This window comes from Kitasatospora sp. NPDC034533, assembly GCF_055575155.1.
In genome coordinates this window covers 54,922-70,363 of the sequence record NZ_JBVITE010000021.1, presented here as the reverse complement: position 1 = coordinate 70,363, position 15,442 = coordinate 54,922, and the positions used below count along the sequence as shown (strand labels likewise).

The 15,442-nt window shown below is 72.6% G+C and carries 12 protein-coding genes and 1 pseudogene; 8 read left to right on the top strand and 5 right to left on the bottom strand.

The annotated features are described in order from the left end of the window. Positions 1-4: 4 nt before the first annotated feature. The 4 genes from ACZ55U_RS17555 to ACZ55U_RS17540 are packed head-to-tail and all read left to right on the top strand — an operon-like array spanning position 5 to position 4,541. Positions 5-2,245 carry a hypothetical protein gene (locus ACZ55U_RS17555; RefSeq protein ID WP_465527017.1) on the top strand — a complete coding sequence of 747 codons (2,241 nt, stop codon included), beginning with the start codon at positions 5-7 and terminating at the stop codon, positions 2,243-2,245. Next, positions 2,238-2,888, top strand: coding sequence for a hypothetical protein (locus ACZ55U_RS17550; protein WP_465527016.1), 651 nt, complete (start codon positions 2,238-2,240; stop codon positions 2,886-2,888). Before ACZ55U_RS17555 ends, ACZ55U_RS17550 begins: the two co-directional genes overlap by 8 nt. A gap of 23 nt (positions 2,889-2,911) precedes the next feature. Further along, positions 2,912-3,577, top strand: a complete 666-nt coding sequence (locus tag ACZ55U_RS17545; RefSeq protein ID WP_465527015.1) for an HAD family hydrolase — start codon at positions 2,912-2,914, stop codon at positions 3,575-3,577. 43 nt (positions 3,578-3,620) lie between these two features. Further along, complete coding sequence (locus ACZ55U_RS17540) at positions 3,621-4,541, top strand: aminoglycoside phosphotransferase family protein (RefSeq protein WP_465527014.1); 921 nt, start codon at positions 3,621-3,623, stop codon at positions 4,539-4,541. A gap of 103 nt (positions 4,542-4,644) precedes the next feature. Here the strand turns inward: ACZ55U_RS17540 and ACZ55U_RS17535 are convergent, their stop codons facing one another. The 3 genes and pseudogenes from ACZ55U_RS17535 to ACZ55U_RS17525 all read right to left on the bottom strand — a co-directional run. Further along, positions 4,645-5,340, bottom strand: a complete 696-nt coding sequence (locus tag ACZ55U_RS17535) for an aspartate/glutamate racemase family protein (protein WP_465527013.1) — start codon at positions 5,338-5,340, stop codon at positions 4,645-4,647. Positions 5,341-5,398: 58 nt separating this feature from the next. Next, a complete protein-coding gene (locus tag ACZ55U_RS17530; protein ID WP_465527012.1) occupies positions 5,399-7,255 on the bottom strand; it encodes a CocE/NonD family hydrolase in 1,857 nt (618 codons plus the stop codon). Between the two features lie 174 nt (positions 7,256-7,429). Continuing rightward, a pseudogene (locus tag ACZ55U_RS17525) lies at positions 7,430-8,377 on the bottom strand (hydrolase); the annotation flags it as partial. Between the two features lie 247 nt (positions 8,378-8,624). Here ACZ55U_RS17525 and nicT point away from each other — a divergent pair. Beyond that, on the top strand, positions 8,625-9,725 hold the full coding sequence (gene nicT / locus ACZ55U_RS17520; RefSeq protein ID WP_465527011.1) for a Nickel transporter NicT: 1,101 nt from the start codon (positions 8,625-8,627) through the stop codon (positions 9,723-9,725). 67 nt (positions 9,726-9,792) lie between these two features. Here the strand turns inward: nicT and ACZ55U_RS17515 are convergent, their stop codons facing one another. Next, positions 9,793-10,731, bottom strand: a complete 939-nt coding sequence (locus ACZ55U_RS17515; RefSeq protein ID WP_465527010.1) for an SGNH/GDSL hydrolase family protein — start codon at positions 10,729-10,731, stop codon at positions 9,793-9,795. A 469-nt stretch (positions 10,732-11,200) separates the two neighbouring features. Continuing rightward, positions 11,201-12,184: an AraC family transcriptional regulator gene (locus ACZ55U_RS17510; protein WP_465527009.1), complete on the bottom strand. Its 984-nt coding sequence runs from the start codon at positions 12,182-12,184 to the stop codon at positions 11,201-11,203. Positions 12,185-12,738: 554 nt separating this feature from the next. Here ACZ55U_RS17510 and ACZ55U_RS17505 point away from each other — a divergent pair. The 3 genes from ACZ55U_RS17505 (at position 12,739) to ACZ55U_RS17495 (ending at position 15,432) form a co-directional block, all read left to right on the top strand. Next, a complete protein-coding gene (locus tag ACZ55U_RS17505; RefSeq protein ID WP_465527008.1) occupies positions 12,739-13,152 on the top strand; it encodes a (2Fe-2S) ferredoxin domain-containing protein in 414 nt (137 codons plus the stop codon). 151 nt (positions 13,153-13,303) lie between these two features. Beyond that, positions 13,304-13,558 (top strand): hypothetical protein, encoded by a 255-nt coding sequence (locus tag ACZ55U_RS17500; protein ID WP_359825802.1) that lies wholly within the window; start codon positions 13,304-13,306, stop codon positions 13,556-13,558. Between the two features lie 206 nt (positions 13,559-13,764). Continuing rightward, a complete protein-coding gene (locus ACZ55U_RS17495; RefSeq protein ID WP_465527007.1) occupies positions 13,765-15,432 on the top strand; it encodes a purple acid phosphatase family protein in 1,668 nt (555 codons plus the stop codon). Positions 15,433-15,442: the final 10 nt, after the last annotated feature.

The following is a 15,442-nucleotide window of genomic DNA, read 5'->3' as shown; positions in this document are numbered from 1 at the left end:
TGTCATGGTGACCATCGACCAGTTGAAGCGGGAGAGCTTCCACGGCCTCGAACTGCTGGCCCAGGGTTTCGAATCACTGGTGCGGAACTGGGATTTCTCCAGTGAACTCGCCGGCGACATCTTGACTCCCTTGCAAGGGTCCGGCTGGCGCGGGGACGCGGCCGAGCGGGCCTCTGTCACGCTCGCCAAGATCCGCACCGAGATGGACGCGGCGTTCGAGGAAGCGAGCGCCATCGGTAAGGCCTTGCGTGACGCCCACACCGAACTCGCCGCAGCCAGGGCGGACTTGGAGGCCGTACTCAAGACGGCCGCCGACGGCTCGCTGACGGTGGACAAGGACGGCGGCGTCCACTGGCCGCCCCCGACCGGGACGGACAAGAACGATCCGGAGTACGAACGGACCTATCGGCACAAGGCGGAGGCGGTGGCCGCCGGCATAGGAAAGGCTCTGGCGAGGGCGGCGGCCGCCGACGCCGCTGCGGTCACCGCGCTCGCCGGCGCAACGGGTGAGAACGAGAACAACTTCCTGCCGGCTCCCGGCGCCAGGGTCGAGGAGCAGGCCAAGCAAGCCGCCGACATCCTGAAGTTGGCCGGGAACGCCAGCGATGCCCAATTGGACCAGCTCAACAAGGCCTTGAAGGAACACGCCGGCGACCCTCGGTTCACTACCGCCTTCTACCAGTCGCTCGGGCCGGACGGTTTCCTCAAGTACTACGGTCAGCTGGCCGTCGCCTCAGCGGACAAGGGAGGCAGACGGCCGCAGATCATCGCGGAACTCCAGGGAAACCTGGGTACGGCGCTGGCGACCGCCACCAATGCCCGCAACTACCCGCGTCTCTCCGATGATTGGGAGGCGGGCCTACGTAGGGCCGGAGCCGCCAGGACGGAGGTGTGGCCGCCCGGCAGGCCGGTTGTCGGCGACCAGCCGTTCGGCTACCAGATCCTGGCGAACATCCTGCGCACCGGAACGTACGATCCGCACTTCCTCAACCCGATCGCCGAACACGTCACCCAGCTGAGCGAGTGGAAGGGGTTCTGGACCTCGGCGCACTGGGGTGACAAGGAGTTCGACCAGCTGAAGTTCCTCGGATCCCCGCCAGGCTCCCAGCAGGGAGGATTCAACCCGATGGCCGGGGTGCTGGAGGCGCTCGCGCACAACCCGCAGGCCTCGCTGCAGTACTTCCATGACCCGGCGACGGCCTACAACCTCGACGGGTCGGTCAGGGCTTCCAACCTGCCGAACACCTACCTCAAGGCGCTGACCCAGGGGGGTGGCGAATCTCCGCTCCAGGACGTCTGGAAGGGACACGACTTCCCCGGCGGCCATGCGGCGTCGCCCGGCGTGCTCTCCCTCGGCCACGCGCTGGAGGCAGCCACCACCGGACGCGCCTACGACGCGCCCCAGGACACCCTCCCGCAACAGCACTCGCCGGAAATGGCGAAGGTGATGAAGGACGTGGTCGATCGCTTCGGGAGCGAGGACGGTCCCAAGCTGCTCCACAAGGGGGCTGACTTCGCGGACCTGGCGCCCAGCCTCGGGCACCTGGCCGCCTCCTACATGGGCGACGTGCAGGGGGCGATGAGTCCGCAGGACCACACACTGACGACCTACGGTACCCCCGCGCACCTGGGCCAGGAGAACACCGCGAAGCTGCTGGGGGCGCTGGGCCGCAATCCCGAGGCGTTCGGGGCCGTTGCCCAGGCTCAACAGGCCTACACGACGGCGCACATCCAGGACGTCATTCTGCACCGGGAAACCTACGGTGCCCAGTTCGACCAGGCCGTGAGGAACGCGGCGCACTCCGGCGGCGAGGTGGCTGGGATACTCACTGCGGGCCGGACCGCCGGGCTGGTGGACGAGATGAAGGGCCAGGCGGATGCCTACAACAAGTCCATCGACCAGAACGGCATGTGGGGGAAGACGGTCTGGGCCATGACCGGCGGCAGGGTTCTGGGGGCCGTTCCCGGTATCGGTGCGGGAATGTCCCTGCCGGTGAACTACTTCGTCGACCAGCTGACGTCGAGCTACCACATCGACCCGAACACCGTGGACCCGGCCACGGCCGCAGACGTCGCAGGCCTCAACGGTCCGGCCGAAGCGGCCAAGAGGGCGGTGGAGAGCGCAGCTCAGGGGACCGGGCTGAACTCGCGGCAGATCGAGGCGCTGTCCACCGCGGCGGCGGACTCGGCCCGAGACGGCGCGACCGGCAGTGCCGGGCTCTTCACCCGGGCGATCAATGGCTGAGCGGAACCTGCTCAGGCCGCGGTGGCTCGCTGCCGTGGCCGCCGTGATGGTCCTCGCCGGGGCGGGGTGGTGGTGGCGTGCGGCCCACGCACCAGCGGAACTGCCTGCCAACGCGTGTTGGTCGGTGCTCACCCGGGCCGACCTCGCGCCGCTGGCGCATGACGTGCGGGGGAGCTTTGCCGAGTACTACTGGCGGGACGGCAGCCACGCGCGGCTCCACCCGGTCCTGGGCGAGCAGAGCTGCGAGGTCCGCCGGAACCCGGAGGACATCGTCCTGCGGGTCGAGGTGCGATCGATGGACGAGCCCACCATGGAGGCCCTCTACGGCGCGGGCGCGGAGGTGTCCAAGAGCCGGCTCGACTTCGGTGCGGACGTGCAGGGGTGGGTCGGTCAGAGCGAGGTGGGGGTCGCGTTCCGGTGCGACAACCCCGAAACCGCAGGTACCGGCCGGCCGTACGTGGGGATCACGGTCAGGGCTGGTCGGCTCGCCGACCTGACGTCCGCGAAGGTGCACCGGGCCGTCCTCGACATCGCGCTGAAGCACGCCAAGGCCGTCATGGCGGACTACCGGTGCTCGAACCCGATCAGGCTGCCGGACAGCGTCCCCGGATCGGCGACGAATTTTCCACCATGGGCCTCATGAACGGCGCGCCGTATGCTGGCCGGATGATCAAGCCGATTGAGCTGGTGATATTCGACTGCGACGGGGTCCTGGTGGACAGTGAGGTGATCGCCGTCCGGGTGGTGGTGCGACTCACCGGCGAGATGGGGTGGCCGCTCACCGAGGCCGAGGTGATCGAGAGGTTCGTCGGGCGGTCGGAGGCGGCCTGCCACGCGGTGGTCGCCGAGCGGCTGGGGGAGGAGGCCGCGACGCTGTACGACAAGCGCTTCCGGGAGCTGCACGCCGAGGCGGTGGACGCCGAACTGACGCCGGTGGCCGGTCTGCCCGAGGCGCTGGACGCGATCACCCTGCCGACCTGCGTGGCCTCCAGCGGCACCCACGAGAAGATGCGCCACACCCTGGGCCGGACCGGTCTCTACAACCGTTTCGCCGGACGGATCTTCAGCGCCACCGAGGTCGGGCGCGGCAAGCCCGCCCCGGACCTCTTCCTGCACGCCGCGCGGACGATGGGCGTCGACCCGGCCGCCTGCGTGGTCGTCGAGGACAGCCGCCCCGGCGTCCAGGCCGCCCGCGCCGCCGGGATGCGCTCGCTCGGCTACGCGGGTGGCGTCACGGCCGCCGAGCGGCTCGTCGGGCCGGACACGGTGGTCTTCGAGGACATGCGCGAACTGCCCGGCCTGATCGCGGCGGGCGCGGTCCGCCGGGGGTAATCCGCTTGCCCGGCCCGGTTCCGGGGTGGCAGCGTCGGGTGCCATGACGGCTGCCCGCAGGATGCACCCCGACGAACTGGACATCGACGAGGCGCTGGTGCGGCGGATGGTCGCCGCCCGGTTCCCGCGGTGGGCCGGGCTGCCGGTCGAGGCGGTGGTGCCGGCCGGGACGAGCCACGCGATGTACCGGCTGGGCGCGGAGCTGGTGGTGCGCGTCCCGCGCACCCCGGGGTCGGCCGGGGAGATCGACCGGGAGGACCGCTGGCTGCGGCACCTCGCCCCGCACCTGCCGGTCCCGGTGCCGGTCCCGCTGGCCGTGGGCGGGCCGGTCGACGGCTGCCCGTGGTCCTGGGCGGTGCTGCGCTGGCTCGACGGGGCGAACCCGGTCGTCGGCGAGCTGTCCCAACCAGAGCTGCTGGCCGAGGACTTGGCCGCCTTCGTGACCGCCATGCGCCGACTGGACCGGGCCGGCGGCCCGGCCTCCTTCCGCAGCGAGACCCTGGCCGACCGGGACCGGGCCGCCCGGCGGGCGATCGGCGAGGTGGCGGACGTCATCGACGCCGAGGCCGCGACCGCCGCCTGGGAGGACGCCCTCAAGGCCCCCGAGCACCCCGGCCCCCCGGTCTGGATCCACGCCGACCTCCAGCCCGGCAACCTCCTGGTGTCCCCGGACGGCCGCCTCGGCGCCGTCATCGACTTCGGCTGCGCCGGCCTGGGCGATCCGGCCGTCGACCTGCTGCCCGCCTGGTACGTCCTGCCCGCGCGGGCCCGCGAGACCTTCCGTACGGCCGTGGCCGCCGACGACGGCGCCTGGGCCCGCGCCCGCGGCTGGGCCCTGTCCGTCGCCCTGATGGAGGTGGCCTACTACCGCCACAGCAACCCGGGGATGGTCGCCATCGCCCGCCACGTGATCGCCGAGGTCCTGGCCGAGCACGCCTGCCCGCCCGCCGGCCGCCGCGCGTAGCGGAACGGGCGTCGTTCCCCGCCGGACCCGCCGGACCCGCCGGACCGGCCGACGAGCCGGACCCGCCCGACCCGCCGACGAGCCCGACCCGCCGTACCGCCGGTCAGCGGTCGGCCAGGGCGGCGTCGAGCGCCGCTTCGGCGTGCAGGCGGGTGGTGGGGAAGAGGGGCACCGGGCTGTCCTGCGGGCGGACCAGCAGTTCGATCTCGGTGCAGCCGAGGATGATCCCCTCCGCGCCCGCGGCCACCAGCTCCCCGATCACCCGCCGGTACTCCGCCCGGGACTCCTCGCGGACCAGGCCCAGGCACAGCTCCTGGTAGATCACCCGGTGGACCACGGCGCGCGAGTCCGCCCGCGGCACCAGGACGTCCAGGCCGCCGGACGCCAACCGGCCCCGGTAGAAGTCCTGTTCCATGGTGAAGGCCGTCCCGAGCAGTCCGACCCGCCGCAGGCCCGCCGCCCGTACGGCCGCCGCCGTGGTGTCGGCCAGGTGGAGCAGCGGAACGGCGACCGCCGCCGCGACCTGGTCGGCGACCTTGTGCATGGTGTTGGTGCAGATCAGCAGCAGGTCCGCGCCCGCCGCCTCCAGCGCGCGGGCCGCCTCCGCCAGCACCTCGCCGGCCTCCGCCCACCGGCCGGCCGTCTGCAACTGCTCGATCTGCGCGAAGTCGACGGAGTAGAGCACCAGTCGGGCGGAGTGCAGTCCGCCGAGGCGTTCGCGGGCGAGCCGGTTCAGCAGGCGGTAGTACTCGGTGGTGGACTCCCAGCTCATGCCGCCGATCAGGCCGATGGTCTTCATGGAGCGACTTTATAAGCCGAAATCAATGTGAAAGACAAGCCCATAAGGGAATCTTTGATCAGCTCTCCCGGGGGACCCGGTGCTGCCACTCCCGGGCGAACAGCACCGACCCCGCCTCCAGCGCCCGCAGCTGGATGACGCTGATGAAGTGCCCGGCGTCGCAGCGCAGTTGGGTACGGGTCTGGACGGTGACGTCCCAGCCGATCTCCGGCCGCTCCAGCCGTACGGTGTGGTCGGTGCGGGCCTGGGCGCTGAGCGGGGCGCCGGTGAGGACGCGGTAGGCGGTGACGGTGTGCTCGTCGCGGACCAGGCCGTCGGGGTGGGTGCGGGTGCCGTCGGTCGCGGGGGAGAGCTCGCTGCGCCACTCGTGGCGGCCGATGTCGTGCACCGTGACGTGCTCGGGCCGGGCGGTGAGCGGCTCGGTGAGGTGGATGTCGAGCGGTTCGGGCAGCTCCGGCCGCTCGAAGGCGACGGGTGGCGCGCCGATGTCGGCGGCCAGGTGGCGCACCGGCAGGCTCAGCGTGGAGCGGGAGGGGTCGACGCCGTACCCGGCGCCGTCCGCCTGCGGCCACACCCAGGGCCAGTAGACCGAGGAGAGGGCGAGCCGCAGCCGGTGCCCGGCGGGGAACGTCCAGGCACAGGCGGCCAGTTCCACCTCGGCGTCCGGCCCGTCGGCGGCCAGGACGCCCCGGGTGACCAGCTGCGAGGTGCCGTCCGGGCCGACCGAGCAGAGCCGCGCCGTCACCTGGGCGGGCGTCCCGTCCTCGCGCGGCCGCAGCCGCAGCCGTACGGTCGGCGAGCCGAGCAGTTCGACCGGCTCGGGCAGCGGCTGGGAGTCGAAGCAGACCGAGCGGCCGTCCTCCTCCCGCTGGTCGGGCGGCTGGTCGGCGGGGCGGCCGTGCGGGACGTGGGCGCCGGAGTTCAGGCCGGTGTGCTGCGGGGAGCGGACCGTGGCGTAGCGGTCGTCGGAGGCGGTGCCGGCGGAGCGCAGCGGCCCGTCCAGGCCGTAGTGGATCTCCCGGACGTCGGGGGAGGGCCAGGCCTCGTCACCGGTCCAGCGGGTGGCGAGCCAGCTGCGCAGGGCGGGTTCGGCGAGGGCGCCGGTGTCGGCGCCGCGCAGCCAGTGGTCCCACCAGCGCAGGGTGTCGGGCAGGGCGGCCTCGGGCAGGCCGTGCGGCCAGGGGCCGATCAGGGCGCGCGCGGTGGGGGACTCGGCGAGCAGGCGCAGCACGAAGGAGCAGGACGGGTCGCCCCAGCCGGCCACCGCGAGGACGGGGACGGACACCGGGACGGTGGACTCGCCGGGGGCGAGCCACTTCTCGACGGGCGGGTCCAGCGACTCCAGCCGGGCCAGCCAGCCGGCCCGCCAGGCGTCGCCGACGTGGCGAGGGTCCGGCGGCAGGGCGGCGTCGGCGACCAGGGCGGTGAGCCGGGTGTGCAGGCCGGCGGCGAGTACGGCCCCGCCGAGCCGCAGGCCCCCCTCGGGGCAGGCGGCGGCCACGGCGCCGACGACCTCGGGCGTGCGGGCGGCGAGCCGCAGCGCGGTGGTGGCGGCGGCGCCGACGCCGAGCAGGCCGAGCCGGCCGTTGCACCAGGGGCGGCGGGAGATCCAGTCGACCACGGCGGCGCCGTCGGCCAGCTCCTGCGCGCCGCCGGGCTCGCCGGGGGTGCCGTCGGAGTTGCCGTACCCGCGGGTGTCGACCCGGAGGGTGGCGTAGCCGTGGCCCGCGTACCAGGGGTGGCGGCGGGCGTCCTCGGCGGCGGTGCGGTCGCTGAGGCGCCCGCCGGAGTACTCCAGCAGGGCGGGGCCGGGCTCGTCGCCGACCGGCCGCCACAGCCGGGCCGCCAGCCGGGTGCCGTCGGGCAGCGGGATGCGCAGGTCCTCACGGGTGGTGCGGTAGGCGTAGGACGGCATGGCCGCTCCCATCGATCCCGGGCGTCGGTAATCCGACAGTAGGGGAGGGAGCGGCCGTGTGCCTGGTGAGCAGGGGTGGGCCGGGCGTGGGCCCGGTGCGAGCAGGGTGTGAGCGGGGCGTGGGCCCGGTGGCACCCGGTGGCACCCGGTGGCGCCTGTGGCGCCCGGCCGTCAGGCCTTGCTCAGCCAGGCGGTGGCGTTCAGGGCGAGGGCGGCGTCGGTGCCCGCCGGGTCGTCCCAGCCGTTGTACAGGGTGTTGCCGGACTGGCCGGTGCCGTCGTCGATCGGGGAGCTGTCGCCCCAGACCGCGACCCGGCCGGAGCCGAAGGTGCTGGTGACGAAGAAGGCGCCGGTGTTGCCGCTGTAGCCGGTCCGGTAGACCAGGCCCTTGACGGTGGGGTTGTCGGCGGGCTTGAGGGTGAAGGTGGTCCCGTTGCGCAGGATCGAGCCGGTGACGGCGCCGAAGGGGCCGTGCAGCACCGGGTCGGCCGGGTCGTTGACGGCGCGCGGGTTGTCGGTGGTGATGTTGAGCAGGTCGACCGAGAAGCCGAAGGGGTCGTTGTTGTTCACCCCGTTGTTCGTCAGCAGGTCGTTGATGATCTTGGGGGAGTCCCAGCCGTCGTTGTTGCGGTCGCTGTTGACGTGGTCGGAGACCAGGAACAGGCCGCCGCCGTTCTTCACGAAGTTCATCAGCGCGGTCTTCTCGCTCGCCGAGAACCGGATGTTCGGCTCCGGGATCACGAAGGTGTCGAAGTTGGCGAGGTCGAGCGCGGCGCCGGTGCCGTAGCTGATGGTGGAGCCGGCCGGGAGGGTCTTCAGGCTGTACTGGCCGGTCTTCTGGAGGGCGACGCCCCAGGCCGAGAGGGCGCCCGTCCAGCTCTTCTCGGTGGTCGGGTTGGCGTTCTGGGCCAGCGGGTCGGGCTGGCTGGTGCTGATGATCCAGTCCGCGTTGCCCGCGGTCTCGGCCTTGCTGTTGTCGAACAGCACCCGGTGCGGGGTCGCGCTCACCGTGGCGGCCCCGGCGCGGGCGGGGGTGGCGGTGGCGGTGGCCGGGGTGGTGAGACCGGCCGCGAGCAGCGCCGCACCGGCCAGGGCCGCAGCGGTTCGAATACGGATCGTCATGTGCCGTTCCTTCGTGGGGAGTTGGAAGTCGGCGCCCGAGTTTTCGCGCGTAGAACGGGAGTATCCGCGCGTAGCGCCACCCGTGAAAGCCCCCGGAGGTTACGAGGCGTTGTACGGGTCGTGACGATCTTCGTGACGCGCCGTGTGGCGGGGGGAGACGAATCCGTAATTGCGCATGACTTGCAACTGCGTCCACCGAGGCGGAAAGATGGCCCAGCTTCGACCGCCCGAACGAAAGGACAAGACGATGACCGCCCCCCGCTGGCGGGACCGACTCACCCGGGAGGAGTGGACCCGCCTCGCCGGAATGGGCGGCTTCATCCTCGCGCTGCACGTCATCGGGTGGTTCACGCTGCTCGCGCTGGTCGAGCCCGAGCACTACGACGTCGGCGGGCAGGTGTTCGGCGCGGGCATGGGCCTGACCGCCTACACCCTCGGCATGCGGCACGCCTTCGACGCCGACCACATCGCCGCCATCGACAACACCACCCGCAAGCTGATGGGCCAGGGCAAGCGGCCGCTGTCGGTCGGCTTCTGGTTCTCGCTCGGGCACTCCTCGATCGTCTTCGGCCTCTGCGCGCTGCTGGCCTTCGGCATCCGCTCGCTGGCCGGCCAGGTGGAGTCCGACGACTCGACGCTGCACGAGATGACCGGCCTGATCGGCGTCACCGTCTCCGGCACCTTCCTGCTGCTGCTGGGCCTGATCAACCTGGGCGCCTTCAACGGCATCCTCAAGGTCTTCCGCCGGATGCGCCACGGCGACTACGACGAGGCGGAGCTGGAGCGCCAGCTGGAGCGGCGCGGGCTGATGAACCGCATCCTCGGCAAGGTCACCAGGGCCGTCACCAAGCCCTGGCACATGTACCCGGTCGGTCTGCTGTTCGGCCTCGGCTTCGACACCGCCACCGAGGTCTCCCTGCTGGTGCTGGCCGGCGGCGCGGCGGCCTTCTCGCTGCCCTGGTACGCGCTGCTCACGCTGCCGATCCTGTTCGCGGCCGGGATGAGCCTGCTGGACACCATCGACGGCTCGTTCATGAACTTCGCGTACGAGTGGGCGTTCTCCAAGCCGGTCCGCAAGATCTACTACAACCTGACCGTCACCGGGCTGTCGGTGCTGGTCGCGCTGGTCATCGGCGCGATCGAGCTGATCGGCCTGCTGGGGGAGAAGCTGGACATCACCAGCGGGCCGGTCGCCTGGATCGGCGGGCTGGACCTCAACTTCGTCGGCTACGCGATCGTCGGGCTGTTCGTGCTCACCTGGGCGGCGGCGATCGCCTACTGGAAGTTCGGCAACGTCGAGGAGAAGTGGTCGGCCGGGCTGGCCGCCGGCGCCGCGAAGCCCGAGTAGGGCGGGACGCGCGGGCCGAGGGGCCGGTGACCGGGATCCGGTCACCGGCCCCTCGGGCTGTCCGGGGCTACTTCAGCGCGGCGAGCACCGCCTGCGCCATCACCTGCTCGCCGGTCGCGTTCGGGTGGAACGGCACGGCGGGCGAGCCGGGCAGCGCGCCCTCGATCCAGCGGTCGTCCGAGCAGACGTCGTGGCCGAGCGTCGGCGTGGCGGTGTCCACGTAGGTCGCGCCGTTCGCGGCCGCGGTGGACTTCAGGGCGGCGTTGAGCTTGTCGAGCACGCCGTGCATGTACTCGACGTCACCGGGCGTCACCGGCTGGCGCAGCACGCACCGGGACCCGTCGGCGGGCAGCACGGACGGGTAGCCGACCAGCAGCACCCGGGCCCCGGGCGCCTTGGCGTGGATCCGCTTGAGGGTGTCGGCGAGCTGCGGGGCGATGGTGGTGCGGATCCGCTCCGCCAGGTCGTCGTTGCCGTACCGCCAGGACAGGGTGCTCCAGTCCCAGTAGCCGTGGTTGTAGACGTCCCGGCAGGGCGTGCCGAGCGGGTTGACGACGGCGCCGGCGATGCAGGTGGCGACCAGTTCGCCGAGGCCGAGGTCGCCGGCCGCCAGGTCGTTGCCGCCGATCCCGAGGGTGACCAGGTCGGTGTCGGCGCTCACCGAGTCCAGCTGCGGGTCGTTGACCTTGATGACCGCGTCGTACTGGGGCTGCGTCATCGCCTTGATCTTGGCCGCGGAGCAGGTGACGTCGGTGTACGTGCCGGCCTTGAGGGCGCCGGCGACCAGGTGGCCGTAGTTGCGGTCGGAGCGCAGGCACAGGCCGCCCGACTGGCCGGGCACCCCGGCGCCGGCGGCGTAGGAGTCGCCGAGCGCCACGTAGTGCCGCGGCGCCGGGGTGGCGGCCTGGGCGGTGGTGGAGGTGAGCGCCAGCGCGGCGCCCAGGGAGACGGCGGCGAGCGCGGTGGAATTCCGGAGGTGGCGGAATTTCCGGGCAGGGCGGAGCACGGTTCCTCCTGGGGGAGAGAAACGAAGGGTGGGGGTCGTGCCGAGCCGGGCCGCAGCTACTCGCAGGTAAGTTACTGCCGCGTCCGCCGGGCGTCCATGGTTTGCGCGGAAATTGCCGACATTCCGTCAGACGCGCCGGTGTGGAATTCCGGATTTCGCTCCACCGGGTATCGCGGTTTCGCCCGCGCGGGTATCGGCGGCCATTTCCGAAACGGCCCGGAGCGGAATTCCCGCCGGGCGGTGGCTTGCGGGGTGACGGCGCGCCGGGCGACACGCCTGGCCGGTGCGGCGCCGGACGGTGGTGCGCCGGACAGGGGTGCGCCGGACGGTGCCGCGCCGGACGGTGGTGCGCTCCCTCCCCCGTGGGGAGCGCACCACCGCGCGCGGACCCAGTGTCGACGGGCGGTGCCCGGCGGGCTATCCGTTTCGGTCCCCAGCCGGGGCGCGTTTTCGGATAGCCGCGGGCCCGTCAGGCGCCGCTGCCGAGGGTCTGCGAGGGCGTTCGCCCGTACGCCTGCCGGTAGTCCGCGCTGAACCGGCCGAGGTGGGTGAAGCCCCAGCGGCAGGCGACCTCGGTCACCGTGCCGTGGGCCCGGCCGTCGGCGATGGCGAGCAGGTCGTGGTGGGCGCGGTCGAGCCGCACCCGGCGCAGGTAGGCCAGCGGCGTGGTGTCCAGGTGGCGCCGGAAGCCCTCGCGCAGGGTGCGAAGGCTCACCCGGGCCGCCCGGGCGATGTCGGCGACGGTCAGCGCCTCGCCGGCGTGCTCGGCGCAGTAGTCCGCGGCCCGGCGCAGGGCGCTCGGCAGCAGCGCCGAGCCGCGGTCGGTGCCGCCGCGGCCGAGCGAGTGGGGCTGGGCGTCCAGCAGCCCGTGGACCAGCAGCTTCTCGAAGTGCCGCACCCCCAGCGGGGATCGGTGGGCCAGTTCCGAGGCGGCGAACTCCCGGAAGAAGTAGGCGAGTTCGAGCCAGGTCCGGATGGCCGGGACGGCCGGGTCGAGGACCGGGGCGAAGCGCAGCGGCTCCTGCGGCACCTCGCCGAGGCGGACCGCGAGCGCCTCTTCCACCGCCTGCCGGGACATCGCCAGCGCCCCGTTCAGCGCCTCGGCGTCCCACTCCATGGTGACCCGGTCGCCCGGCCCGGCCACCGACATGGTGGAGCCCAGCTCGGCGCCGTTGGAGATGACCCGACCGCCCCCGGCGTGCGGCAGGATGACGTTGTAGAAGTCCGGCAGCTCCCCGGTCCACAGGCGCACCGGTGCCCCGTACCCGAGGTCGTAGAGCGCCACCGGCCCTTCGTGGAACGAGCGGAACCGGCCCGGGAGCCGCTGCTCGCCCAGCACCGCCAGCCGGTGCGGGGCCAGCCGTTCGCCCACCACGTGGCGGAGTTCCTCGATGCTGTCGCCCTCGTAGAGCGAGACCGGACCGGTCTGGCCCGGTGCTGTTTCGGTGACCACGGATTCCCCCTGTCCGCGAGATCGACACAACCCAAGTGCCGCGCCGACCCGGCTCCCTCCGGATCGGCGCGCTTCGACGCGTTGCCGTCGGGCCCCTCGGCGGGTTGCCGTCGGGCCCTTCGGCGCGTTGCCGGCGCGGCCCTCGGCGCCGGGTCGCGGTGATGGCGACCGGGGCGACCGGCCCGCCGGGCCCCGATCAGTCCGCCGGGCGCTCCGGGCGCTTCGCGTCGCCCGCCCTCCGGTGGGCGCCGTGGCCGCCGGCCGGCACCGCCGGGGCGCCCGGCGCCCCGCACGGGACTCCGGCCACGGCCGTGGCCACCGGGAGCACCGGGCCCCGGGTTCTTCGCTCCGGCATCCTCGCGCACCTCCCCCGAACGTCCGCGCGTCCCCCCTGTCGGCGCGGATCGGTTCGCATCCTATCCGGAGGGGTGACCTCCTGTTGAGGGTCCGTACGGCACGGATGTGACCCGGGCCGGAAGGCGCCGAGGAGCTGACAGGTACAGTGCGGGGGCCGGTGCGCAGTGCGCCGCCGACCAGGAGGGGCAGGAGAACCGATGAGCCGCCGAGACCGAAACGGTGCCCGGGACGGCAAGGGGGGCGCCGCCCCCGTGACGGTGACGGTCTGCCGGGGCTGCTGCTGCGGCACCGAGGCGAAGCACCCCGGAGTGGACCATGCCGGCCAGTACGAGCGGCTGCGGACGGCGGTCGGCTCGGCGGGCCGGGTCCGCGCGGTCACCTGCCTGGACGTGTGCACCCAGTCCAACGTGGTGGTGGTCGGCCCCTCCGCCGAGGGCCGGGCGGCGGGCGGCCGGCCGGTCTGGCTGGGCTTCGTGCTGATGGACGAGATGATCGACGACATCGCCGCCTGGGTCCGGGCCGGCGGCCCGGGCCTGGCCGATCCGCCGGGCCTGCTCGACCTCCAGCTGATCTCGGTCTCCCGCCGGGTCCGCGAGGGCCTGCCCGAGTGAGGCCGGGGCGGTGGCGTCGACGTTCCCGCGCTGACGTTTCGGCAGTTCGATCGACCCCGGGTGGCGCGGGGGCCGTCGCCACTACCATGACCGGTGGCACCGGGCCCGTTCCTGACGGCTCCGAGCCGTTGGGGCGCGAGGGAGGAAGCCGATGACGACGGTCTGCCGCATCTGCGCGGGCACCGGCCGGACCGCCGGCCTCAGCTGCCGGACCTGCCAGGGCACCGGAACCACCGAGGTGGGCGGCGGGGGCGGCAACTGCTTCCTGTGCGACGGCACCGGGGTCTACGTGCGCTACCGGGTGGACGCCACGGGCGCCAAGCACGCCTACCGGGACGAGATCTGCCGCACCTGCGACGGCACCGGAAACCGGACCGCCACCCAGTGGGACGAGCCCTCCGGCTGACGCGCGCCCGCCGCCGGGGGCGGCCGGGCCGTCGACGCCGGATCAGGCCCGGCGGAGCGCCGGGGCCATGATGCGCCGTCCGGAGGGGCGCGGAGACGTCCTTTACCGATCCATGGTCGAACATTGGTGTTCGAGTGGGCGGCGCGCTGCGGCCCGTTCACCCGGCGTCCGTGTCCGATCAACGCGCCGCTGGCAGAGTCCGGCGCATGGATATCCCCAACATGGGCGTGCCGGCCAAGCTTGCCGACCGCATGAGCATGGCCGAGCAGCACGAGTACCTGCGGGCCCGTTTCTCCCGCCGCCGGATGCTGCGCGCCGGCGCCGTGACCGTGGGCGCCGTCGCCGTCGGCGGCGCGCTGGGCAGCGGGACGGCCTTCGCCGCCCCGGCCGGGCCGCAGCTGCTGACCGGTGGTACGGCCGACGGCATCGACGGCTCGCTGGTGGCCCCGGTCGGCCGCCACCTCCAGTTCGGCCCGGAGCCGGACACCCAGTTCCGCATCTCCTGGCAGGTCCCGGCCCCGGTCAAGAAGCCGTACCTGCGCTTCGGCAAGACCCCGTGGGAGCTGAGCCACAAGGTCCAGGCCGAGGTCCGCGCCCTGCACACCCCGGCGCTGACCCCGACCGGCCAGCCGGTGGACCAGTACTACCTGCACGTGGCGCTGGAGGACCTGAAGCCCGACACCACGTACTACTACGGTGTCGGCCACGACGGCTTCGACCCGGCCTCGCAGCAGCGGATCTCCACCCTGCACACCTTCCGCACCGCGCCCCCGCGCGACCACCGCTGGGGCAAGGTGTACGAGCCGTTCACCTTCACCGCCTTCGGCGACCAGGGCGTCAGCGCCCACGCGGCCGGCAACGACAACATCATCAAGGCCCAGAAGCCGGCCTTCCACCTGCACGCCGGCGACATCTGCTACGCCGACCCGGCCGGTTCGGGCACCGACCCGGACAAGTCCGTCTACGACGCGAAGACCTGGGACGCCTTCCTGGCCCAGACCGAGACGGTCGCCGCCGACATCCCGTGGATGGTCGCGTACGGCAACCACGACATCGAGGCCTGGTACTCGCCCAACGGCTACGGCGGCGAGAACGCCCGCTTCTTCCTGCCGAACAACGGCCCGGACCCGCGCAAAGTCCCCGGCGTCTACACGTTCCGCTACAAGAACGTCGGCGTCATCTCGCTGGACGCCAACGACGTCTCCTACGAGATCCCGGCCAACCTGGGCGTCTCGGCGAACAAGCAGACCAAGTGGCTGGAGCGCACCCTCAAGGACCTGCGCAACGACGAGACCATCGACTTCGTCGTGGTCTTCTTCCACCACTGCGCCTTCTCCACCACCGTCGCGCACGCCTCCGAGGGCGGTGTCCGCGAGGCCTGGGTGCCGCTGTTCGAGAAGTACCGGGTGGACCTGGTCATCAACGGCCACAACCACATCTACGAGCGCACCGACGCGATCCTCGGCAACAAGGTCTCGAAGCAGGTGCCCAGCGGCGCCACCATCGAGCCGGCCAAGGACGGCGTGGTCTACGTCACCGCGGGTGCGGCCGGCCGCAGCCTGTACAAGTTCGACGTGCCGGACACCTACGAGGGGCACGAGAACCACCAGGACGAGGTGAAGACCTACTACTGGGGCAAGGGCAAGGTGAAGGTCCCCGAGACCATCCAGTGGTCGCGGGTGCGCTACACCGGCTACTCCTTCATCAAGGTCGACGTCACCCCGAAGCACCTGGGCCAGAAGTCGGTCATGAAGGTCACCGCGCTGGCCGAGGACGGCACGCAGATCGACAACTACACGATCCTGCGCAAGGTCGGCGAGGGCTGGGACTCGGACCGGGACGACGACGGCCACGGCGGCGGCTGGGGCTGGTAGCCGCCCGGGG

What these genes read in the sequence shown, in the direction of transcription:
- ACZ55U_RS17555 (WP_465527017.1), top strand. Translation starts at nt 5, where the DNA reads ATGGTGACCATCGACCAGTTGAAGCGGGAGAGCTTCCACGGCCTCGAA.
- ACZ55U_RS17550 (WP_465527016.1), top strand. Translation starts at nt 2,238, where the DNA reads ATGGCTGAGCGGAACCTGCTCAGGCCGCGGTGGCTCGCTGCCGTGGCC.
- ACZ55U_RS17545 (WP_465527015.1), top strand. Translation starts at nt 2,912, where the DNA reads ATGATCAAGCCGATTGAGCTGGTGATATTCGACTGCGACGGGGTCCTG.
- ACZ55U_RS17540 (WP_465527014.1), top strand. Translation starts at nt 3,621, where the DNA reads ATGACGGCTGCCCGCAGGATGCACCCCGACGAACTGGACATCGACGAG.
- ACZ55U_RS17535 (WP_465527013.1), bottom strand. Translation starts at nt 5,340, where the DNA reads ATGAAGACCATCGGCCTGATCGGCGGCATGAGCTGGGAGTCCACCACC.
- ACZ55U_RS17530 (WP_465527012.1), bottom strand. Translation starts at nt 7,255, where the DNA reads ATGCCGTCCTACGCCTACCGCACCACCCGTGAGGACCTGCGCATCCCG.
- nicT (WP_465527011.1), top strand. Translation starts at nt 8,625, where the DNA reads ATGACCGCCCCCCGCTGGCGGGACCGACTCACCCGGGAGGAGTGGACC.
- ACZ55U_RS17505 (WP_465527008.1), top strand. Translation starts at nt 12,739, where the DNA reads ATGAGCCGCCGAGACCGAAACGGTGCCCGGGACGGCAAGGGGGGCGCC.
- ACZ55U_RS17500 (WP_359825802.1), top strand. Translation starts at nt 13,304, where the DNA reads ATGACGACGGTCTGCCGCATCTGCGCGGGCACCGGCCGGACCGCCGGC.
- ACZ55U_RS17495 (WP_465527007.1), top strand. Translation starts at nt 13,765, where the DNA reads ATGGATATCCCCAACATGGGCGTGCCGGCCAAGCTTGCCGACCGCATG.